The organism is Pseudomonas sp. LBUM1658, from assembly GCF_059716055.1.
Map to the genome: position 1 here is coordinate 2596945 of NZ_CP166798.1, position 20963 is coordinate 2617907.

Below are 20963 nucleotides of genomic sequence, written 5' to 3' on the forward strand. Positions count from 1 at the left end.
AGAATCCAAGATGAACACCAAAGAAAGAAATCCGCTTGTCCCCTATGCGCTGGATCGTATCGACCAAGCCATTTTAGAGGTGTTACGCCATGACGGCCGGATAACCTATGAAAAGCTATCGACCTTAGTTCATTTGACGCCCCGACCTTGCCAGGAAAGAGTACGCAAGCTTGAGCGGCAAGGGTTTATTCGGGGCTACAGCGCGATTATCGATATGCAGGCGGTCTCGCCAGGGTTATCGCTGCTGGTGCTGGTGGCGTTGTCCAATCAAAGCGGGCGAACCGCCCAGAAAGCGTTTGAAAACACCGTAAAAACGTGTGCGCAAGTGCTCGATTGCCAATTGATCACAGGGCCGTTCGACTACAGTCTGCGTATGCGTTGCAAGGATATGGAACACTACCGTGTTGTCACGGAGACTTGGTTGAACAGCGACCAATTGCATATTGATAAACTTGTTGCTCACCCTGAACTGGCGATTGTCAAAACCAGCGTAACAAGCCATCTTTAGATCAGTACCTTGGTATCGATAGTGCTGCTTGAAGCCTGCTGCTTCGCGGTGGAGCAAACCAGGGATCGCCACTGGCAATCCTGGTGTTTTCTGTCGGTGTTGCAACGTCAATGGCTGATATCGTCTGTGAGGCTGCCAGGCGAATATTTTTCCCAATCTCGCACCTGCCAGTCTTCAGTTGGGGTGCGCATTGTTTCAAGCTCGAAGCTTTAGTTCGGCTGTTGCTGGCGGCTCCAGCAATGCAAACAGGTTTTTGGGATCTTGCAGTTCTGGCACCAGTTGGATATCGCTGCCGATGTTGAGTGCTCTTGCAACGTCCAGCACATAGCGCAATGCAGAGTAATCCTCCAGGGCGAAGCCGACCGAGTCGAACAGCGTTACCTCCTCGGCATGTTGTCGAGCTTGCGCCTGACCATTGACGATTTCCCAAAATTCGATAATCGGTGAATCGGCGGGCATCTGCTGTATTTCGCCTTCTATGCGGCTTTGCGGTTCGTACTCAACAATGACCCGCGCACGCTCCACGATGTCTCGGTGCAACTCGGTCTTGCCGGGACAGTCGCCACCCACTGCGTTGAGGTGCATACCGGGTTCTATCATCTCAGGGGTCAAAATCGTCGCGTATGCCTTGTCGGCCGTCACAGTGGTCACGATATCGGCGCCGCGTACAGCGTCTGCGACGGTTGCGGCAATGGTCACGTGTATTGCGGGGTAGGCACGCAGGTTGGCTGCCAGCTTCGCCGTCGCGGCAGGATCGATGTCGTAGAGGCTGAGTTCGGTAATGCCTAACAGTGTGTGAAACGCCAAGGCCTGGAATTCGCTTTGCGAGCCGTTGCCTATGAGTGCCATGCGACGGCTATCTGGCCGGGCCAGGTAACGGGCCGCAAGTGCAGAGGTGGCAGCGGTGCGAATTGCCGTGGTCAGGGTCATTTCACTCAATAAAACAGGCTTGCCAGTATCGACATCTCCCAGCGCTCCAAACGCCATGACTGTCAGCATACCGTTGTGAGTGTTCTTCGGATGCCCGTTGACATACTTGAAGGCGTACAACGCTGCGTCAGACACTGGCATCAGCTCGATTACCCCTTCGGGCGAATGGTTGGCCAAGCGAGCACATTTCTCGAAATCTTCCCAGCGTAGGTAGTCTTGACGAATGTACTCGGCCATTTCAGTCAGGCATTGCGGTAAGCCTCTTTCTTGGACGAGACGGCTCAGGTCGTTTACGTCAATGTAACGGGTCATGTGCGTTCCTTTGGATTTTTGGAATTAATTGCGGTCCGGGGAACTATTGTCGTGGCAATGGAGGGACTATCTCGGCCAATACTGGTCCAAGGCGCAGCGGGAGAAGTCGAAAATAGTGCGCTCACAGCGGAATCAGCTAGGCAGTGCCATTGATGTAGATAGGGGGGGCGCCAATAGTCTGCCCGTGTCAAGATGACAAGTCGTTGTGCCTTAGCCTCACATAGCAGTGTGCGATCCTCAGAATTCTTCAGCGTGAAGGAGCGGTGCGATGTGGTCGCTGGCGAGTCCGTTCGCCGTCGCGTGTTGGAACGATCGCAGCCTGGGGCTGCCTCTCCCACAGTTCAGGTGTTTTGCTCGCACAAGAGATCACTTACGGAGGTCGGCTTCTGGCCGTTCTCTGTCGGCCGTCACTACGGCGCCTGTTGTTCATGTCGAATGCAAACGGCTGGTCAGTGGCAATGCAAATGGGTGGTCAAGTGGAATGCAATTTCTCACTCTCCAAAGAATTCCATTTTTCCCGCATTAAATCGGGACTTGTTCATGAAAGAGGGGCAGCGGGCGTTAGATGATGCCTATGACTCGCGTAGCCGCATAATCGCATCGGTGATGGCTCGTGCATTCGTGTCCAGCGCTTCCAAGGCCCCCATTGCGTTAGCGGCGACACTTCCCACTCCATTCTCAGAGAGCCACTTGGTCACCTCTTCAATGGCCGCACATATGGCGTGCTGGTTGTGCAGGAGCATTGTGAGAGCGTCAGCTATGGCTATGTTGGTTTCAGAGTTATCTGGCATGGGTATCGTCCTTGAGTAACTGGTGCGGGAAGACTAGCTGAACTCGCCGCTGGCTGGGCCACTTCTCCAGATCCGCTGACACCTGGGTAATTGCACTGACTTGACCACCCATTTGCATTCGACCTAACCAGCCATTTGCACCGGATTTGACCCGCACCCTTAGCAAACATGACCGGCAGTGAACGGTCATTCAATATCGGATTCTGTTTTACCAGACTCGGTAGGAGCGATTAGCTTGGCGTGACATTGCCCCCACCAAATCTTTGAGTGAATAATAGCGACGCGTCCCTCTACGCCCCTCAGGCCCAATGATAGAATCTTGTTTTGAAAAAGGAGTTTCATCTGTGGAGGCTGGAAAAATGAGTTGCCCATATTGCGCGGAAGTCATCATGGCTGAAGCGATTTTATGCAAGCACTGCCAATCAGACATCAGGCAGAAAATACCAATCCCACCTAGTCGGCCACTACCTTCAGAAAAGGGAATGGGCCCTGTCAGCAAGGTCCTCATCGGAACCATTATCGCCATCACCTTGTACTTGGCTTTCGGCTCTTATGTCAGTAACAGGTCGGAAGACAAGGAAATGATGCAGGCTCGAGATGCCGCCGAACTATGCCGCCACGAAGTAAATAGCTACTCCGGCCCGGCAGTCGGGAAAAACGTAATCGCAGAATCTTGTCGAAAGCTTGAAGACGAATTCCGTAAGAGTTTTGGCCACGCTCCATAGGAAAAGCCGATTACGAAGCCCGCCATTGAGCGGGCTTTTTTGCCTTTGGCATCAGGCAGCAATCGGCCAATAGCAGACATTGGGCTTGCTCAGTCAAGACGAGTATCCGGTTAAACGAAAGCCCCTGAATCTCTCGATTCAGGGGCTTTTATTTGGTGCTTACTGCGCCAGATGTAGCAACAGGAAATCGATGAATGCCCTCGATTTGTGGGGCAAATGCGGGCTGTTGGGAAACACCACGTTGACGGACTGCGAGGGCAGCGAATAGTCGGGCAACAACCGGATCAGCCGCTCGCTGGCGATATCGTCCTTGATCACCCAGGCGGGCAGCACCGAGACGCCTAGCGACGACAACGTCATGGAGCGGATGGCCGTGGAAGAATTGGATTCAAACTGATTGATCCCGTTGATCTCGACAGTCCCCAAGTGCGGATGGCTCAACGTCCACTGGGTCGGTGCCTGCAGGTTGCTGTTGGCGATCCACGGCACCGAATTCAGGTCCTGAGGATTCTGCACCGGGTGACGTGCAAGAAACGCCTCGGTAGCCACCAGGACAATTTCATAATCCGCCAGTTTACGGCTCTTGAAAGCCGAGTCCGCCAAATTGCCTAAACGGATTACCAGGTCTAACTTTTCCGCCACCAGATCATTGAGTGACGAGTTGAAATTATAACAGATTTTTATTTCCGGATAGCGTTCTATAAATTGCGGTATCAACGGAAGAATATAGGCCTCGCCGTATTCACTGGTGGAACTGAAGCGCAACTTTCCGGACACCCGATTATGCCCTTTTAATACATTATCGAAGGCGTTATCGATGTCCGCGACAATACCTTTGAATTCTTCATAAAAGTCCTGACCGATTTCGGTGAGGGATATATTTCGGGTATTTCTAATCAACAACGTCGCTGACAGCACGTCCTCCAGCGCCTTGACATGCAGGCTGGCCATGGCCTTGCTGATGCTCAGGTAATTGGCAGCCTTGGTGTAAGAACCAAAATCGACCACGGCCAGGAATGTCTGGACCCGATTAAGATGAGTGTGCATAGAAATATGGCTCACTGTTAAATCCCGTCAAACATTGTTTCAAGGATAGTCGTATCGACAGTTCAAGTCCACCGCCCCTATGCTTTGCGGCAAAGGGGAAACAACATGACCTATCGCTACAAAGTTGCACTGATATTTCTGATCGGCTTTTTTATAGACTGCATTAATATCTTTATGTCAGCGGTCGCATTACCGAGTATATCGGCAGCGCTGCACGTTAGTACTTCAGACGTTGCCTGGGTGGCTAACGCTTATATTCTGGGGCTGACACTGATCATTCCGGTCAGCACCTGGTTGGCCGGTCGTTTTGGCAGTCGGGAAATCCTCACCACCTCGATGATCGTGTTTACAGCCTCCGTGTGGATGTGTGGGCTGGCCAACAGTTTCAACGAGCTGGTGATCTGGCGCTTCGTCCAGGGGATTGGCGGCGGCCTGTTGATTCCTGTCGGACAGGCACTGACGTTCAACCTGTTCAAGGGCGAGCAGCGGGCGAAAATATCCACGTTGGTCATGGCCGTTGCCCTGATTGCGCCCGCCATTTCACCGACCATCGGCGGCGGCATCGTCGACAGCAGCTCCTGGCGCTGGGTGTTCTACAGCAACATCCCGTTCTCACTGATCGCGGCATTGCTGTCATGGTTCTGGATCAACGAAGCGCGACCGACGACTTTGCCCAGACCCGACATCAAGGGCTTGCTGCTGGTCAGCGCTGCACTCGGCAGCCTGCTGATGGGCATGTCGTTGTATGGCGGCGACGCTCCGGCATGGGTGGCCGCCCTCTTCGTCATGGCCGGCGTTACGTTCGTCGTGCTGTACGGGCTGCACTACCGCACCTGCAAAAATCCGATCATTGAACTGAGCCTGCTCAAAAGCAAAAAACTCAGCACCTCCATCTTTATCTATTACGCGATTCCCGGTGTGTTCACGGGGGTCAACTTGATGAGCATCTTCTTCCTGCAAAACACCCTGCACTTCAGCGCCCGACTGACAGGGATGTTCATGATCCTCTACGCCATCGGCGCATTCATCGCGATGCTGATCTGTGGCCGGGTCTATAACCTGATGGGCGCCAAGCGGCTGTTTGCCCTCGGCATGCTCTTGCACAGCGCCGGCATCGCCACCCTGTTACTGGTGAACGATCCCTCAGACTTTCTGGTGATCGTCATCGCCTACAGCTTGATGGGGATCGGCGGCGGCATCGGTGCCAACACAGCACAAACCACGTCGCTGATGGACTTCGAGGGCAATGACACCCACAAGGCCAGTGTCATCTGGAACATCAACCGACAGATGTCATTCAGCATCGGCGCTGCCCTCTTCCTGATGGTTTTCAACCTGCTCTTGAAGCATTTCGATACCACCCAGGCCTACCACGTGACCTTTGCCATCGCCGCGCTGGTGGGCCTGTTCCCACTCTTTCAACTGAGTCAGTTGAACACTCAAAAGGACTGTCATGCACAACAAAATAGTTGAACAGGCGCACCACAGCATTCATCACGTGCACGAGCTGATCCACACCCTGTTCACCGACGCAAACGGTAAGGGGCAGGCCACGCTTGAACCACTGATATCGGCCTTTGCCGAGCAGTTCACCATGGTCACCACCTCGGCCGCCATTGTCAGCCGGGCGACAGTCGAACAGATGTTTAAAGGTGCAGTCGGCGCCAAGCCAGGCCTGGAGATCGTCATCAGCGATCTGCAGACGGTCTGGCAGGAAGGCAACAGCGTGGCGATTCGCTACAAGGAAACCCATCGCCTCGGCCAGCGCGAAAGCTCACGGGTTTCGGTGGCGATCATTGGCATGCATCACCACAACGCCCAATGGATCTACCTGCATGAAACGCCGCTAAGCCATGAAAGCTGATTCTCGTATGAACTACACAATCACTGATTGCCGAATGCTCTCGACCTCTATAAAAGAAATCACCGTCAGCCCGCTAGCAACGGGGTGTGCGGTGCCGGCAGCGGGCGCACATTTCAAATGGTTCATCCCCGAACTGAATGAATGGCGGCACTACTCGGCGGTACAGCTGGCAGACCGCACTACGCAGCAAGGCAGCGTCGTCTTTGCCATCCGGCTCACTGCCGACTCGGTCAGCAGTCGCTACATTCGTTCGCTGGCCGTCAACGACACGGTGCAGCTCAATGGCCCGTTCAATACGTTCACCTACCCGCTCACTGAAGACGTCGGCAGGGACATTGCGATTGCCGGCGGCATCGGCATTACGCCGCTGACCGGGATCCTTCAACACCTGACGTCATTGAATCGAAGCGCCCACCTGCACTATTTCGCCAGGAGCGACGATGACGCGGCCTATGCCTTGCCAATGCAGGCACTGCTGCAGGAACGCTTGCACTTGCACTTCTCCAATCAGCCCGAGGGCCGTCGCTCTGTCAGCCAAACGTTTCCCTATGGGCAGCAAGATAGGGCAAATGCTTCGGATTGAGCTTGCGTAGCTTCATGGATTTCGACAGGCCAAACTCTGGAGGCAGCTTTTGGGCTATGCTGGACAGCAGAATTGAGCCATCGTCTTTGAATGAGATCAGGCCTTGATCAAACAGCCGATCGTAGTGTGGAGCCAGTAGCAGGCCGTTAAATGGATCGAGCTTGGCATCTGCTTCTGACTGGCTCTAGGGGACGATGTGCGATGCGACCAGCAGCTTGGGCTCCTTCACTCCAGAGAGTGCGCAAGCATCACCCCAAAACACCATCAATTGCTTCCTGAACTTCTGCTGGCCGACGCGGGCCATGATTGTCGTTGCCCGAGCGGTAATCAGGTTGGCCAAGTCTTTTGTACTGCCGACTTCGCCATCTTCCTGCTCAACGGCATCGAGCACGGTAACGATGAAGCTGGATTCGGGATTTTCCAGCACGATGGGGCTGATCATATCCACGAGCGCCTTTGGGAACTTGATCTCGCGTCCGCTGGTGATCTGAAAGTGATCGACAATATCCAGCTCGAATCGTGGCTCGAATGAGATTTGTAGGAGGCGGCGTGTGCCGTCTGCGAAATTGCAGTTTTCACGAACCTCGGTGTGGGAGCCCCAAAGAATGTGTTCCTTTTTACGGTCACGGAATGGTTGTTGCCAGGATGTATCCGTTAGTTTGATGAGCTTGGCCATGCCAATCCCTTTTCGATGGCGGTAAAGGCAATGAGGCTATCGGTTTGCCGGCGAAGCGTCTATGTGGTGGGGCAGGATAAAAACCGTTCGCCGGGTGCGTACTGTTGAATCGCCCCCAGCTCTTGAACTTCTCCACCGGCCGGTTTGGGTCGGATAGCGACCACCACTCATTGTGACTGATCCACTCTTGTCCTCCCTCAACGTGGAGGACAAGCCATGAACACTATTGCTACATACAGCCATCAGCCTTGGAACAAGGGAAAGCTTGTCGGGCAGAAAGCCCCGCTCCGAGTCAGAGATATCTGGGCCATCCGGGTAAGACTTCAGCTTGCTGAGAAGACACGAGATTTGGAGCTCTTCAACTTGGCCATCGACAGCAAGCTGCGTGCCTGTGACTTAACCAAGCTGCGAGTACGAGACATAGCCCATGGGGAACATGTGTCGTCACGGGCCATCGTGATGCAGCAGAAAACCCAGCACCCAGTGCAATTTGAAATCACTGAGCAAACCCGAACGGTTCTGGAGGCTTGGATGCATCATGCCCGCCTCCGCAGCGAGGACTTCTTGTTTCCGACCCGGTTGCACAACTCGGACCATCTCTCCACCAGACAATACGCTCGAATAGTCAAAGCGTGGGTTACAGCCATTGGCCTTGACCCAACCATGTACGGTATTCACACGCTACGGAGAACGAAGGCATCGCTGATCTATCGCAGGACGAAGAACCTGAGAGCTGTCCAACTCCTGCTTGGTCATACGAAGCTTGAAAGCACCGTCAGATACCTGGGAATCGAGGTCGATGATGCCCTGGAAATGGCGGAACAGACGGAAGTCTGACCATCCATCGCGACGGTCGATGCTAGACCGTCGCTATCCGACCCAATGCGGACGGTTAGAAAGTGTCTGCGAAACTATGGGCTATCTATGCATATTGCTGTGCCGTAGATATCGGTGCCTCAAGCGCATGTGCAGCACGAATTGGGTCGAAGTATTCACGCAGGAAAGCGATCTTGCCGTTCTCCACTCGGCAGAAAAGAACGTAGTCCTGGCGATAGATTCGGCCCGTAGGCTTGATCAAACCCTCTGCTTTGACCTCGGCCACCGCCATGCTGGGATCGGCGAAGGGATGGACCTTGAGGTCGTAGAAACGGAAGTTCTCGACCGCTTCAATGAACCAGCCCACATGGCCCAGTACTTCCTTACGGCCGGTCAGCCGTTCGGGATGGCCCAAACCGGGCGCGTAGGGAAGCTCCCACAGCAGATCATCGGCGATCAGTGTTTTCCACTTCTCGTGGTCATCGATGAACGTTTGGAAATGCAGGTGCAGCAACTCGGCAGCGATGCTCATGGTCGTTCTCTCCGATTGGCCAGGTGGTTTTAGCGTTGCAGAACGCCAAGCTGATGTAGGCCTGTCATCCAGTCTTCCATGTGCCAGGTCCGGATGATTTTTCCGTCTCTGAACTCATGGATATCGGTGGCCATGATGTTGATTTTGCGATTGGTCGGCGCGACACCAACGAAGGTTCCGCTTTGGGTGCCGGAAATACGGGAGCGGACGATGACCTTGTCGCCGTCCTGCAACACTTCCTCGATCTTGATGCTGAAGTCGGAGAATGTGCCGTGCAGGTGCTCGAGCACTGCCTTGGCGCCCGCCGGGCCAGGGGATTGATCCGGGCCGGCGGGAATGTCCAGCCAGTCGTCGCTCAATATCCTGTCGATCCGGCTTGGGTCATTCTTGTCGAAGGCGTCGTACCAGAGTTGGACGTCTTGTTTGTAGCTATTGGGCTGCGCGGCACTGGCGGTCGCGCAGATCGCCGCACAGAAAAAGACCGCTATGAAGTTTTTTACCTTTGTCATGACAGGCTCCTGATCGGGCGCGGCGATGCTGCCACGGCGAGGAGGAATTTGGCACACGGGAAGAGCACGCAATAGACGAATAAAATCGACGCTAATGGTCGAGAAATTGGAATAGTCGGTGCTTTACTCGTGTTGCTGCGCGAAGCGCTTGATCAGCCATCTTGCCGCCGGACCGGGTGGTGTATCCGTGCGATAGATGGCATCGAAGCTGTAGACGCCGCCTTTGCAATCCGGCATGTCGAGTTGCACGAGACGGCCAGACGCCAAGTCATCCCTGATCATGGGCAACGGCATGTTGCCCCAGCCGATCCCCTCCCTGAGTAGCATGTGTTTCGCCCCCAGGTCCGCCAGGCGCCAGGTCCTCGTGCTGACGACGGCGAAGTCCTTACCGTGGGTCAAAGGTGAGCGATCCGAAAGCACCAACTGGACATGCTCGCGTCCAGCGCCTGGGGAGTTCAGCCGAGTCACTGCCAGCGGGTGGCTGGGCGCTGCGACCGGCACCAGTTCGACGCTGCCGATACCGATGCGCTCGATTCCATCGATGATGCTATCGAGCGGGCCACTCACCCCGACGCTGGCCTCGCGATTGAGCACGAGCTGAGTTACGGCACCCAGGGCTTCCATATGAAGATGCAGGGATACGGTAGGAAAGTCCTCTTGGAATGACTTAAGCGCATCGACCACGCGCTCGGCAGGCAGCATCACATCGAGCACCAGGTGAATCTCTGCCTCCAGGCCGTGCAGCAGCCCCTTCACCTTGGCCCGCAGTCCGTTGACGCCATTAGCGATGGTGCGCGCCTCGGCGAGCACGGTGCGTCCCGCATCGGTCAGCCGGGGTTTGCGCGTGGTGTTTCTATCGAAAAGAACAACGCCGAGTTGCATCTCCAGATTGGAGATTGAGTAGCTGATGACAGAAGTGGCCCTGCTCAGTTTTCGCGCCGCCGCGGCAAAACTGCCGACCTCGACAACTGTCAGGAATACGCGCAGTTGATCGAGAGTGGGAGTACCTGGGTCTGAGATCATTTCGATTTCCTTGAACGCCTGCGGGGCATTTATGCTGATTTCACGTGCAGTAGTGCCGCGAGAACCCGATGAGAAGGGCGCGACAGCATTTCTAAAAATTAGAACCTAAGCGTCGAAATTAGTCGGCTATTAAGATTGTAGGGTGGGTGGCAGACTTTTCTCAACGCGGCGCTCCATGGTGGAGGCGCCCTACTTGATGGAAGAACATCGCATGTCCCAATCCGCAGCAACTACCTCCCGCGACACCCATGAACTGTCCCGTTCCGTCGCTACCACCGCCACGGCTGCGCTGGTCGGCCGTGTGTTCCTCAGCGCCATCTTCATCCTGTCGGGCATCTCCAAACTTGGCGCCCCGGCGATGATGATCGGCTACATCGGTTCGGTTGGCCTGCCGTTCCCGCAACTCGCTCTGGCACTAGCCATCGTCATCGAGATCGCAGGCGGCATCGCTCTAATCACTGGTTACCGCACCCGTACCGTTGCGCTGGTGCTTGCCGTATTCAGCGTGTTCACCGCGCTGGCATTCCATAACAGCCTGAGCGACCAGAACCAGTTCATCCACTTCTTCAAGAACGTCGCTATGGCCGGTGGCCTGTTGCAGATCGTCGCGCTCGGCGCCGGTCGCTTCAGCCTCGATGCCCGTCGTAGCTGAGCCGATGGCGCCGCAGTGGATGAACGCTCGATATTGTGCTCGACCTGATCGGCGGCGAAACCCAGATGCGTTCTTGGAAAGTATTGAAGCAGGGCGGGGTTCTGGTGTCGCCGGTCAGCGCGCCGGACGCGGAGCTGGCCAAGGTGCATGGCGTTTCGGCGAAGAACTTCGCCACCCGGCCGGATGGCAGACAACTCGCGGCCATCGCCGAGTTGTTCGATGCAGGCCATCTCTCGGTAGAGGTCGAAGTGTTTCCGATCTCGCAGGTAAAGCAGGCCGTAGAAAAAAGTATGGCCGGCCATACACGCGGTAAGATTGTACTCAATCCCAGCCAATAAAAATCGGGCAATAAAAGACCGGAAGCATGCAGGCGATCGCTTGGTTGCGGCGCCTGACCGGATGGCCTGATTTGTTGATGAGGTGCAAACGCTTTAACGGTTGGAATCAGCGCATAGTCGCGTTCTTCGCCTCCTGAATTACCTCGCGGGCACGAGCGATTCGATCACACTCACCAAGCGTTGGCTCATGTCGCTTAGAGCGGTAGGTCGATGATAAGGCCGCGATACCGTGCTGCTTCAGTTTTTGTTTGATTTGGAAGTACGGCTCTCCCATTTTATGTACGGCTTGCTGTCGGCACTGCGCGCTATCACGCAGCCCATTAAGCGGGGTCAAGCGTGACTGTCCGTGAATAGCCCCTAGTTTCGTAGTCACATGGAATGGCTGCTTTTAGCCTTTTCTGCCTGTCACGACTGACTGAAATCGACCCAATATAGATAGTCCGTCCCACCTTCACCGATACTGGTAACGGTTGGCAGATAGCTGTCAGCGAGGGTGGAACATGCACCTGTCACGCTGACGCAGCCGTGGCGAGGATGAACGCATGCAAAGCACTGGAGAACCAAAGCGGGCACGTGTGCTGGATCCGATCGAGCGTGTCAGGGAGGTCATCTTCGGCCTGCTAATGGCAATGACTTTCACTGGAACGATCAGCGTGGCGACGGCTGGCGGATGGACGCGAAATCTGGAAGCTGACCCCAATGGATCTCAGGTCATACAGCCGCTGGTATGACTATTCACGAGCGCGTGACAGAATCGCGGCACTTTTGAAAGAGGAGCAATGCGACCGTGGGTAAGCCAGTCGACGACTGACCGTCCACTGGCAGATATTTTGGGCAGTGTGGGGGCCTCAAGATCGGTTACGCTGCCCAGATAGAGAACCAGCCAATTTGGTGTGATCGCCTTAAAGGCCGAGGGCACCGGTTCTTGTGGGATTGTCCTGGGCTATGTCTAATAGATCCGACCGCCAGGAAAGAGAAAAATGGATACCAGGAAACTACGTCACGTTCTAGGGCTGGTAGAGCACCTGACATTCACCCGAGCCAGTATCGAGGTCAATCTGAGTCAGCCGGCCCTGTCTCGGAGCATTCAGTCGATCGAAGCCGAACTTGGGGTTCGGTTGTTCGATCGTGGGCCCACAGGCGTTGAGCTGACACCCTACGGCGAGGTGTTTACTGAGCGGGCGCGTAAGGTGCTGGCCGAACTCAATGAATTGCGCCGGGACATCGAGTTGGTACGGCGTGGCGAGTATGGCGAGATTGCCCTGGGTTTCGGGCCGACTGCGGCAGCCTTGCTCAAGGCGCCGCTGCTGGAGCATTTTGCCGTGAATGCACCGCAGGTACGGCTTACCGTTAAGGGCGGTACCTATGAAGAGTTGTTGAGGCTGCTGCTGGAGGAGAAGGTCGACATTTTTTTCGGCGATGTGGCGCTGCTGTCCTATCGTCAGGATTTGCAGGTCGATACGCTGCCCTGTTGGCGCAGCGGTTTCTTTTGTGCCGCCAGTCATCCTCTGGCGCAAAGAAGCCTGGTCTCCCCGGCCGAGTTGTTGAATTACCCCGTGGGCTGCATCAATTTGTCAGCCTGGGCCATGGCTGACCTGGATATGTATTTCGAGGGCTCTATCGAGGCAGCCATTCATTTTCAGACTGATGTGCTGGCGGACCTGGAGGCTTTGGCTCTGGCTGGGAACACAGTGATCTTTGGCAGCCGTCCGGCTTTTTGGCAGGCTTTGGACAGCGGTCGGTTGCAGGAAGTCGCCTTGAGTCCGTCGCTGCAACGAAGCGCGCGTTTCGGCTCGGTCAGTCTTGCGGGACGCACCCTGGCCCCCTCGGTGAAGGGGGCCAAGACGTTGGCCCATAAGATATTCGCAAGTTACGCCGAACTGCTGGCCGTGGTGCCCGCAGTTGACGGTTGATCAACCTGGGCCCGGGTGCCTTCAGCGTCGGTCGACCGCTGCATCTCTCGCAACAGCGGATCGATGCGGTGGTTGGCGTACCAGGTGTAAAAACCGGTGATGGCGACACAGAACCAGTACAGACCAATCCCCATCACGATGCCGGTGGTCAGCCGCGACTCTGTCGACAGCGGCAGGGTCAGCCAGTGGGGGTCAAATGCCACCAACAGGATAAAGCCGAAATAGGCGCTCAGTGTCAACAGGGTCAGTCCCAGGCTTAACCTGAGGCGGACCTTTTTCAGGTTGGCCAGAGGCGCGTCGCTGTCTGGGGCAATGGGCAGGGTTGGCATGGTAGATACCTCGTTTGCAGTTGGGGGTTAGTGAGCCACGGCGTTGCTGGCGTTGATACCGGTCAGCGAGCGGTAGTGCTGGGCATCGAACCTGGCGCGTTCGGCTTGGGCCGATGGACTGCGGTCGGTAACCGAGGCGACCCAGGCGGCGAAAAAGGCCAGGCTCATGGAGAACAGCGCCGGGTTGGAATAGGGGAAGATCGCCGTATCGTGCCCCAGCACACCGACCCAGATCGTCGGCCCCAGTATCAACAGGCCCACTGAGGTGACGAGCCCGCACAGGCAGGCGGCGACCACTCCGCGGGTGGTCAGGTCGCGCCAGAAGATCGACAGGATCAGCATCGGAAAGTTGGTACTTGCGGCAATCGCGAACACCAGGCCCGCGAGGAAGCTGATGTTCAGGTTCTGCACCAATTGCGAGAGCAGCAGGGCGACGACGATCAGGATGACGCTGGCACTCCGGAAAATTTTCAGCTCCCGTTGGGGATCGTTTTTTTGCTGGTTGAACAGGTGAGTGTAGATATCATGGCTGACCGCCGAAGCACCGGAGATGGTCAGGCCGGCGACTACCGCGAGGATAGTGGCGAAGGCCACGGCAGACATCACCCCCAGGAACAGTTCGCCGCCAAAGAACGTACCCAAGTGCATGGCCGCCATATTGTTACCGCCGATAAGGACCTGGCTGCCGGCGTCGAGAAATGCGGGGTTGCCTATGACGAAGATCGCCGCCCCCGCGCCGATCACCACCAGCAAGGTGTAGAAGTAGGCAATGATGCAGGTGGCGTAGAAGGCCGACTGGCGGGCGGCGGCGCCATTCTTGACGGTGAAGAAGCGGATCAGGATGTGGGGCAGGCCGACCATGCCGAAGATCAGCGAGACCCCCAGGGAAATGGCATCTATCGGGTCGGCGATCAGCTTGCTGGGGGCCAGCACGGCCAAGCCCTGGGGATAGGCATGGACCACTCTATCGAGCAACTGGTTGCCACTGAAACCCACACTTTTCAGCACCATGAAACACAGGAAGCTGCCGATCGCCAGAATCAACAGAGCCTTGATGATTTGCACCCAGGTGGTGGCCAGCATGCCGCCGACAAGCACATAAAACAACACCAGAAGGCCGACCATACCCACCGAGAACAGGTAGGGCGTACCGAACAGCAGTTGGATCAGTTTGCCGGCACCGACCATCTGCACCACCAGGTAGAACAGCACGATGACCAGGGAGTTGGCGGCGGTCAGCAGATGCACCGGGCGCTTTTGCAGGCGGAACGAGACCACGTCCGATAGGGTGTAATGGCCAAGATTGCGCAAGGGTTCGGCCACCAGGAACAGCAGGATCGGCCAGCCGACCAGGGTGCCGACCCCATAGATCAGGCTGTCATAGCCGTACAGGGCCTGCATGGCCACAGCGCCGAGAAAGGTCGAGGCTGACATATAGTCGCCAGCCAAGGCGAAGCCGTTTTGCAAGGGGGTGATGCCGCCGCCAGCGTTGTAGTAGTCAGCGGCGCTGCCGTTACGACGGCTGGCCCAGCGGGTGATGCCGAGGGTCAGTGTAATCAGCAGGAAAAAGGGCACCAGCGTATGCCAGTTGGCGGTGTAACTACTGCCAGTAGCCGCACTGGCGGGGTTCGAAAGCAGTAAGAGCAGTAGTGAAAGACAAGCAGGCAGAGTTCTGGGTGTCATGCCGGGCTCCAGGGCTATTGTGTTGTTGTTGTTGTTGTCTCATCAGGCGCCGAGCCGCAAGCGCACCAATTGCTCGAACATGGCGACGCCGATGCTCGCCACATCATCATTGAAGTCATAGTGTGGGTGGTGACACATGTGGCCGTCCTGCCCCAGCAGGAAATGGCAGCCGGGACGTTCCTGGAGAAACACCGCGACATCATCGCCCGCCATGATTGGGGCAACGTTGTCGATCAGGTTGTGGGCCCCGACCACGCTGTGCGCGGCGCTAATCACGTACCGGGTATGATCCGCACTGTTGACCACCGGCGGAGTGCTGTTGGACAGCGTCATATCGATTTGACACTGATAACTCAGTGCCAGTCCCTGGCAGACCTCGTGCATGCGCTCAATGACCTGCTGACGAACGCGGGTGGACAGGGTGCGCACGGTGCCATCGAGCAGGGCGAACTCCGGGATGACGTTGTTCGTCTCTCCCGCCTGGAAGCGGCAGACACTGATGACTGAGCTTTCCACCGGATCGACGTTGCGACTGACGATGCTTTGCAGGGCACCGACCAGGTTCGAGCCGATGACGATCGGATCGACGCTCAGGTGCGGCATACCGCCGTGGCTGCCCACGCCAGTGATGCGGATCGAGAAAAAGTCCACCGAGGCCATGAGGCCACCGGTGCGCACGCCGATGGTGCCCGCAGGCAGAGCAGGGTGGTTGTGCAGGGAATAGATTTCGTCGAAGGGAAAGCGTTGCAGCAAGCCATCCTCAAGCATGGCCAGACTGCCTTGGATAATCTCCTCGGCGGGTTGGAAAATCAGCACCACCTTGCCGCGAAAATGCCGCTTCTGGGCCAGGAGGCGGGCCGTGCCCAGCAGGATGGCGGTATGACCATCGTGACCGCAGCCATGGAATATCCCCTGATGCTGGGAGCGATAGGAGGGCTGACCTTCCTCGACAATGGGCAACGCATCCATGTCGGCGCGAAAGGCGATACTCGGCCCAGGGCCAAGGCTGCCATGGATCACCCCAACGACGCCGGTCTGGCCGATACCGGTATGGGTTTCGATATCCCATGAGCGCAGATGTGTGGCGACGAAGTTAGCGGTTCTGTGTTCCTTGAAGGCGATTTCCGGCTGGCTGTGAATCTGTTGGCGCCAGACGCGCATATCGGTGGCCAGGGCTTGGATTTCAGGGCAAATAGTCATATGAATGGATCCTTAGACTTGGAGGCAGAGAGTAGAGCTGGCCAACTCTTGCCCGCATCATGCCGCACCGTAAATGCCTTGGACCAATGCAAACTTCAGGCGTAGCTATGCGTACTTTGCATAGCCGATGCATCCTGTAGTCATCGGCGGTTCAACTATCTGGTCGAGAGCTACCGATCAGGCTAGATATCATCGATACCGCCTCAAACTCATCCCGTCGATCTCGGTTTTAAGTTCACGACAGATCGGCGTGCGAGCTAGCTTGATTTTAAGATCTGCTGTTGGACGATTTCGGTTGGGTATGACCGGCAGCAATCGCTCCGAAAGGACTGTCGCGACTGATCCAACTGGCATAGATGGGAATCGTCGCCGATCGAAATGATAGAGGGACTCGATTCGCCAGCAAACGACGATTTTCTTGAGCGACGGACCGTTTTTGGCCGACCTCTGCCGGTCACGACGAGCGGGAGTCACCAGCCAAGAGCTGTTACGGACGCATGTCTACTAAAGTGGGGGGACTCGCAGGAAACAGTGGTCTGTCGCTTCCTGCGATTATCTTGGGGGCGCTTAGTTCGGGACTACGCTAAAGCTATGCGGGTCGTCGATCAATTGTGACCCACTTTTCGCGCTGCGCCGTCCCTGGAGCGCCCAATGTCGCCCATCACTACGCGCCTGGTGGCGCTGTTTGTTCTTTGCCTGACTCTTGAAGTGCCAGCCCAGACCAACGTCTGCCCAGCTGGCGAGAAACAAGTGTGCCTGGACGGCTGCATCTGCCTGCCAGACGTGGGACAGCTGCTCGGCCCCCTGCCTGATGGCATCTACCAGATCGCGGCACCTGCCCTGGCGCTGTGGCTGACCCAAGCCCGCGCTGAAGCAGCCAACGCCGGCATCCAACCCATTCCACCGCACATCCGGGAGCAACTGCTGCGCTGGTACGACCCCAGCGTCCTCGATACCGCGCGCTACAAAGTTAGCGACAACGGCCAATTCAGCGCCGCCACTGCCATGCTGCAAAACCCCGATGTCGGTGCCGTGACGCTGATCGACATCATCCTCTTCCGGGACGCTCAAACCGCAGAACAGAACATCGCGCTCTGGGCTCACGAATTAAAGCATGTGCAGCAGTATCAGGAATGGGGGGTAGAAGGATTTGCCCAGCGGTATACACAAGATTTCGATGCTGTGGAGGCGCCGGCTTATGCCATACAGGCTGAGGTCAGACAGTTGGTGCGGGAAGGGACGGCTATCGATCCATTCAAACATTGATCTCTTGGCCCTATAGCTTGGTGCTGATAAAGAACGACTGCCAGGCCGACCCACTACCTGACTGGTTAACAGTCATTTTTTTCCTATCTTCTCTCGCCTCGGGTTTCCCCAAGAATCCTTGCTGCATCTCGTGCCGGTGGTAAGCCAAATACCCGTGCGTAATCGCGGCTGAACTGGGTAGCGCTTTCATAGCCGACCTCAAACGCTGCGTTAGTAACACTTTTGGCGTTGGCCACCAGCAGCGTCCGTGCCTGAAGCAAGCGAACCCTTTTTTGATACTGCAACGGGCTCAGCGCGGTGACGGCTTTGAAGTGACGGTGAAAGGCTGACACGCTCATCGCAGCGCGTTGTGCCAGTGTCTCCACCCGGATGGACTCAGAAAACTCCCGGCGAATGTACTGAATGGCCAGGCTGACCCGAGCCATGGCGCTATCGGGTGCCGCGATATCCCGCAGCATCCAGCCGTGTGGGCCTTGTAAAACACGGTACAAAATCTCCCGTTCGTATACAGGCGCCAGGGCCGCAATTTCTTCAGGCCGGGTCATCAATCGAAGCATGCGCACCCAGGCATCCATCAAGTCGGGCGTCACGGCGGCTACCGAAAAGCCTGCATCCTTGTCGTATTGTCCGATGGGCTTTGGCAGGTCGGCCAATAGGGTCGCCAGGACTGTCGGGTCGAGTGTCAGGCTGACCGCCAGGTAAGGCTCACCGGAAGAGGCAGGGTGTACTTGACCGACCGCAGGCAACTCGATGGACATGACGAAGTAAGTTGCCGGGTCATAGCGAAGTGTGCGGTCGCCGATGGTCATTGATTTGCTGCCTTGCAGGATCAGGTTGATCATCGGGTCGTAAACGGCGGCCAGCAGGTGTTCGGGGATTTCGCCCTGGACCATGGCTACACGCGGGATGCCCGTCTCCGTGCGGCGGTTTTCGGCACGGGAAGCCAGCGAGCGAAGTTCATTCAGTTGGTTTGTCATGGGGAACATCTGAACCCAGGCTGATACGCCCAGGCAAGCAAAAAGCAGAAACAGGCAGGATTCGAGTAGGAACGGCTGCGTGCGTTGCGAAGGCGATGGTTACTGTGGTGACTCATCTCAGTGACATTGGAGCAGCGCATGAGCGTTATCGTCATCACCGGTGGCAGCCGGGGCATCGGCGCCAGCACGGCCGAACATTGTGTTCGGCGCGGCATGGGGGTCATCCTGACCTACAAGAGCCATGCTGATTCGGCAACCGCCGTCATCCAGCGTATCCAGGCAGCGGGCGGCAAGGCCGTGGCGCTTGAACTGGACGTTGCCGATGTGAACCGTTTCGACAGTTTCCGAGAAGCGGTGCGACTGACCTTGCAGTCAACCTGGGGTGTGACAACGCTCGGCGGTCTGGTGAACAACGCGGGCCATGGCTTGTTCAATCCCTTGGAGTCGGTCACCGAGGCGCAGTTTGACGGCTTGCTGAACGTTCACCTCAAAGGTCCGTTTTTTCTGACTCAAGCCTTGCTGCCGCTGATGGAAGAGGGCGCCAGCATCGTCAACCTGACCAGCGCCACGACCCGAGTGGCCACTGCGGGCGTTGCGCCTTACGCGGCTTTCAAGGGTGGACTCGACGTGTTGACTCGTTACATGGCCAAAGAGTTCGGCCCTCGGCGCATCCGTGCCAACGCCGTCTCGCCGGGGGCGATTCGCACCGAACTGGGTGGTGGTTTGAATGACGAATTCGAAGCTTTACTCGCATCGCAAACCGCCCTTGGCCGGGTGGGCGAGCCAGAGGACGTAGCTCGCGTTATCACCATGCTGCTGTCCGAAGAAGGGCGCTGGATTAATGCTCAGACTATTGAAGTCGCGGGCGGGTATTTCATCTAAATCAGCATCTGAAAAGCGAGGCAACCGCAATGCTTGATCATATTTTTATCTCGGTAAGCGACGTTGATCGTTCCATCCGTTTCTACACGGCGACACTGACCCCGCTTGGCATTACCGGCAGACTTGATTACGACGGCAAGGACGGTCCGCCCGGTCACCCGGACCTCAAGGGCTTCGGTGCCAATGGGCGGGTGTTTTTCTGGTTGCGCGAGGGTGTTGTGGAGGGGCGGGCGGTTCATGTTGGCTTCGTGGCGAACAGCAAGGCCGAGGTCAACGCAGCTTACGCGGCGGCTATGGAGAATGGCGCTGTAGACAACGGTGCACCTGGCGCACGTCTGCATTACGACCCGAATTATTACGCCGCCAATGTCCTTGACCCGGACGGTTACAGCCTCGAATTCGTCTACAAAAACTGGCAGCACGCCCAATGAATAAATTAATGATCTACGGGGCGACCGGCTATACCGGTCGCATGGCTGCCGAGCATGCCAAAGCGCAGGGGCTGGACGTTGTGATCGCTGGCCGCAATGGAGAAAGTCTGGAGTCTCTCGCTGCGCAATTGGGCGTACCTTATCGAGTGTTCACTCCTGATAACCAGGCAGCAGAATCGCTGGAAGGCATCGGCGTGCTGCTGAACTTCGCAGGGCCTTTCGCTCAGACGGCAGACGCGTTGATGCAGGCCTGTATCAAGGTTGGGGTCGACTATCTGGACATCACGGCCGAGATCAATGTCTATCGGCTGGCGGAACGGCTTGGCGCTCAGGCGGCCGAGGCGGGTGTCATGTTACTGCCCGGGGTCGGCTGGGACGTGGTGCCGACAGACTGCCTGGCAATGCATGTCGCTCGCCGTGTGCAGGATCCGCAGGCCCTGAAGGTGGCGCTACAGGTCGCAGGCTCCATGTCACGGGGATCAGCGTTGAGTGTCAGCGAGATCATTGGCGCGGGCCTTTTGGCACGAGTGGAAGGACTGCTGGTCGCAACCCCGGATACGAAGCCTCAGCACTTCGATTTTGGCGACGGCCCGGCACTGTGCGCGCCACTGTCTTTCGGTGACCTGGTGACCGGTTGGCACTCCACCGGCATTCCCAACATTTCCATGTTCGTGCACATCACCGGTGATGCCTTTCCTGAAGGTGATCTCTCACAACTTCCCGATGGCCCAAGTGCGGAGCAGCGTGAAGCCCACCGCGCACGCGCCGTGGCTGAAGTCATTGGCGCTGACGGCACAAGTGCGCGTTCAGTGATCGAGACCGTCAACGGCTACACCTACACACCGTTGGCTGCTGTGGAGGCTGCGCGCCGAGTGCTGCACGGTGAGCGGCGACCAGGCTTTGAAACGCCTGCGCGGGTGTTTGGCGCCGGATTCGCGGAGACGATTGCAGGGACGACAATCACAGATTTTTAGGG

General features: G+C 56.8%; 24 protein-coding genes and 3 pseudogenes. 14 read left to right on the top strand and 13 right to left on the bottom strand.

The window, feature by feature from the left end:
* The first annotated feature begins 10 nt into the window (after positions 1 to 10).
* Positions 11 to 508 carry an Lrp/AsnC family transcriptional regulator gene (locus ACA064_RS11955; RefSeq protein ID WP_497673532.1) on the top strand — a complete coding sequence of 166 codons (498 nt, stop codon included), beginning with the start codon at positions 11 to 13 and terminating at the stop codon, positions 506 to 508.
* Positions 509 to 703: 195 nt separating this feature from the next.
* Here ACA064_RS11955 and ocd read toward each other — a convergent pair whose 3' ends face one another.
* Both ocd and ACA064_RS11965 read right to left on the bottom strand, forming a co-directional pair.
* On the bottom strand, positions 704 to 1750 hold the full coding sequence (ocd, locus tag ACA064_RS11960) for an ornithine cyclodeaminase (protein WP_497673533.1): 1047 nt from the start codon (positions 1748 to 1750) through the stop codon (positions 704 to 706).
* A 572-nt stretch (positions 1751 to 2322) separates the two neighbouring features.
* Positions 2323 to 2541 (bottom strand): hypothetical protein, encoded by a 219-nt coding sequence (locus ACA064_RS11965; protein WP_497673534.1) that lies wholly within the window; start codon positions 2539 to 2541, stop codon positions 2323 to 2325.
* Positions 2542 to 2930: 389 nt separating this feature from the next.
* On the opposite strand from ACA064_RS11965, the gene ACA064_RS11970 reads away from it, so the two are divergent.
* Positions 2931 to 3266 carry a hypothetical protein gene (locus tag ACA064_RS11970; protein ID WP_497673535.1) on the top strand — a complete coding sequence of 112 codons (336 nt, stop codon included), beginning with the start codon at positions 2931 to 2933 and terminating at the stop codon, positions 3264 to 3266.
* A gap of 159 nt (positions 3267 to 3425) precedes the next feature.
* On the opposite strand, the gene ACA064_RS11975 is transcribed toward ACA064_RS11970, so the two are convergent.
* On the bottom strand, positions 3426 to 4313 hold the full coding sequence (locus ACA064_RS11975; protein WP_497673536.1) for a LysR family transcriptional regulator: 888 nt from the start codon (positions 4311 to 4313) through the stop codon (positions 3426 to 3428).
* 105 nt (positions 4314 to 4418) lie between these two features.
* On the opposite strand from ACA064_RS11975, the gene ACA064_RS11980 reads away from it, so the two are divergent.
* From ACA064_RS11980 to ACA064_RS11990, 3 genes are read left to right on the top strand one after another with little or no spacing between them, the layout of a single operon-like run.
* The gene (locus ACA064_RS11980; protein ID WP_497673537.1) at positions 4419 to 5786 is read left to right on the top strand and encodes an MFS transporter; all 1368 of its coding nucleotides are present in this window, start codon (positions 4419 to 4421) and stop codon (positions 5784 to 5786) included.
* The gene (locus ACA064_RS11985) at positions 5767 to 6177 is read left to right on the top strand and encodes a DUF4440 domain-containing protein (protein ID WP_076030837.1); all 411 of its coding nucleotides are present in this window, start codon (positions 5767 to 5769) and stop codon (positions 6175 to 6177) included. Before ACA064_RS11980 ends, ACA064_RS11985 begins: the two co-directional genes overlap by 20 nt.
* A 7-nt stretch (positions 6178 to 6184) precedes the next feature.
* On the top strand, positions 6185 to 6760 hold the full coding sequence (locus tag ACA064_RS11990) for an FAD-binding oxidoreductase (protein ID WP_497673538.1): 576 nt from the start codon (positions 6185 to 6187) through the stop codon (positions 6758 to 6760).
* Here the strand turns inward: ACA064_RS11990 and ACA064_RS11995 are convergent.
* Together ACA064_RS11995 and ACA064_RS12000 are read right to left on the bottom strand one after the other, a co-directional pair.
* Positions 6708 to 6911, bottom strand: a pseudogene (locus ACA064_RS11995) (HNH endonuclease); the annotation flags it as partial. The gene ACA064_RS11990 and the pseudogene ACA064_RS11995 overlap by 53 nt on opposite strands.
* Before the next feature lie 33 nt (positions 6912 to 6944).
* Positions 6945 to 7436, bottom strand: a complete 492-nt coding sequence (locus ACA064_RS12000; protein ID WP_497673539.1) for a hypothetical protein — start codon at positions 7434 to 7436, stop codon at positions 6945 to 6947.
* A 216-nt stretch (positions 7437 to 7652) separates the two neighbouring features.
* Here ACA064_RS12000 and ACA064_RS12005 point away from each other — a divergent pair, with 216 nt between their 5' ends.
* On the top strand, positions 7653 to 8273 hold the full coding sequence (locus tag ACA064_RS12005; RefSeq protein ID WP_497673540.1) for a tyrosine-type recombinase/integrase: 621 nt from the start codon (positions 7653 to 7655) through the stop codon (positions 8271 to 8273).
* A gap of 85 nt (positions 8274 to 8358) precedes the next feature.
* Here the strand turns inward: ACA064_RS12005 and ACA064_RS12010 are convergent, their stop codons facing one another.
* The 3 genes from ACA064_RS12010 to ACA064_RS12020 all read right to left on the bottom strand — a co-directional run bounded on the left by ACA064_RS12010 (position 8359) and on the right by ACA064_RS12020 (position 10316).
* Positions 8359 to 8784, bottom strand: a complete 426-nt coding sequence (locus ACA064_RS12010) for a nuclear transport factor 2 family protein (protein ID WP_497673541.1) — start codon at positions 8782 to 8784, stop codon at positions 8359 to 8361.
* 29 nt (positions 8785 to 8813) lie between these two features.
* The gene (locus ACA064_RS12015; RefSeq protein WP_497673542.1) at positions 8814 to 9293 is read right to left on the bottom strand and encodes an ester cyclase; all 480 of its coding nucleotides are present in this window, start codon (positions 9291 to 9293) and stop codon (positions 8814 to 8816) included.
* Between the two features lie 123 nt (positions 9294 to 9416).
* Positions 9417 to 10316: a LysR family transcriptional regulator gene (locus ACA064_RS12020; RefSeq protein ID WP_497673543.1), complete on the bottom strand. Its 900-nt coding sequence runs from the start codon at positions 10314 to 10316 to the stop codon at positions 9417 to 9419.
* A gap of 211 nt (positions 10317 to 10527) precedes the next feature.
* Here ACA064_RS12020 and ACA064_RS12025 point away from each other — a divergent pair, with 211 nt between their 5' ends.
* Both ACA064_RS12025 and ACA064_RS12030 read left to right on the top strand, forming a co-directional pair.
* Complete coding sequence (locus tag ACA064_RS12025) at positions 10528 to 10968, top strand: DoxX family protein (protein ID WP_497673544.1); 441 nt, start codon at positions 10528 to 10530, stop codon at positions 10966 to 10968.
* 35 nt (positions 10969 to 11003) lie between these two features.
* Positions 11004 to 11306: a zinc-binding dehydrogenase gene (locus ACA064_RS12030; protein WP_497673545.1), complete on the top strand. Its 303-nt coding sequence runs from the start codon at positions 11004 to 11006 to the stop codon at positions 11304 to 11306.
* Between the two features lie 144 nt (positions 11307 to 11450).
* On the opposite strand, the pseudogene ACA064_RS12035 reads toward ACA064_RS12030, so the two are convergent.
* Positions 11451 to 11624: pseudogene (locus ACA064_RS12035) on the bottom strand (DNA polymerase V subunit UmuC); the annotation flags it as partial.
* Positions 11625 to 11966: 342 nt separating this feature from the next.
* Here ACA064_RS12035 and ACA064_RS12040 point away from each other — a divergent pair.
* Positions 11967 to 12056 (top strand): annotated as a pseudogene (locus tag ACA064_RS12040) (polyphosphate kinase 2); the annotation flags it as partial.
* A 230-nt stretch (positions 12057 to 12286) separates the two neighbouring features.
* Positions 12287 to 13219, top strand: coding sequence for a LysR family transcriptional regulator (locus tag ACA064_RS12045; protein ID WP_497673546.1), 933 nt, complete (start codon positions 12287 to 12289; stop codon positions 13217 to 13219).
* Here ACA064_RS12045 and ACA064_RS12050 read toward each other — a convergent pair.
* The 3 genes from ACA064_RS12050 to ACA064_RS12060 are packed head-to-tail and all read right to left on the bottom strand — an operon-like array spanning position 13177 to position 16431.
* Positions 13177 to 13548 (bottom strand): DUF485 domain-containing protein, encoded by a 372-nt coding sequence (locus ACA064_RS12050; RefSeq protein WP_497673547.1) that lies wholly within the window; start codon positions 13546 to 13548, stop codon positions 13177 to 13179. The genes ACA064_RS12045 and ACA064_RS12050 overlap by 43 nt on opposite strands.
* A 27-nt stretch (positions 13549 to 13575) precedes the next feature.
* Positions 13576 to 15231: a sodium:solute symporter family transporter gene (locus ACA064_RS12055; protein ID WP_497673548.1), complete on the bottom strand. Its 1656-nt coding sequence runs from the start codon at positions 15229 to 15231 to the stop codon at positions 13576 to 13578.
* Between the two features lie 42 nt (positions 15232 to 15273).
* Positions 15274 to 16431 (bottom strand): M20 aminoacylase family protein, encoded by a 1158-nt coding sequence (locus ACA064_RS12060; protein ID WP_497673549.1) that lies wholly within the window; start codon positions 16429 to 16431, stop codon positions 15274 to 15276.
* Between the two features lie 651 nt (positions 16432 to 17082).
* Here ACA064_RS12060 and ACA064_RS12065 point away from each other — a divergent pair.
* A complete protein-coding gene (locus ACA064_RS12065; protein WP_497673550.1) occupies positions 17083 to 17697 on the top strand; it encodes an eCIS core domain-containing protein in 615 nt (204 codons plus the stop codon).
* A gap of 83 nt (positions 17698 to 17780) precedes the next feature.
* Here the strand turns inward: ACA064_RS12065 and ACA064_RS12070 are convergent, their stop codons facing one another.
* Positions 17781 to 18674, bottom strand: coding sequence for an AraC family transcriptional regulator (locus tag ACA064_RS12070; protein WP_497673551.1), 894 nt, complete (start codon positions 18672 to 18674; stop codon positions 17781 to 17783).
* A gap of 138 nt (positions 18675 to 18812) precedes the next feature.
* On the opposite strand from ACA064_RS12070, the gene ACA064_RS12075 reads away from it, so the two are divergent.
* From ACA064_RS12075 to ACA064_RS12085, 3 genes are read left to right on the top strand one after another with little or no spacing between them, the layout of a single operon-like run.
* Positions 18813 to 19556: an SDR family NAD(P)-dependent oxidoreductase gene (locus ACA064_RS12075; protein WP_497673552.1), complete on the top strand. Its 744-nt coding sequence runs from the start codon at positions 18813 to 18815 to the stop codon at positions 19554 to 19556.
* 29 nt (positions 19557 to 19585) lie between these two features.
* The gene (locus ACA064_RS12080; RefSeq protein WP_497673553.1) at positions 19586 to 19987 is read left to right on the top strand and encodes a VOC family protein; all 402 of its coding nucleotides are present in this window, start codon (positions 19586 to 19588) and stop codon (positions 19985 to 19987) included.
* Positions 19984 to 20961 (top strand): saccharopine dehydrogenase family protein, encoded by a 978-nt coding sequence (locus ACA064_RS12085; protein WP_497673554.1) that lies wholly within the window; start codon positions 19984 to 19986, stop codon positions 20959 to 20961. Before ACA064_RS12080 ends, ACA064_RS12085 begins: the two co-directional genes overlap by 4 nt.
* Positions 20962 to 20963 lie beyond the last annotated feature (2 nt).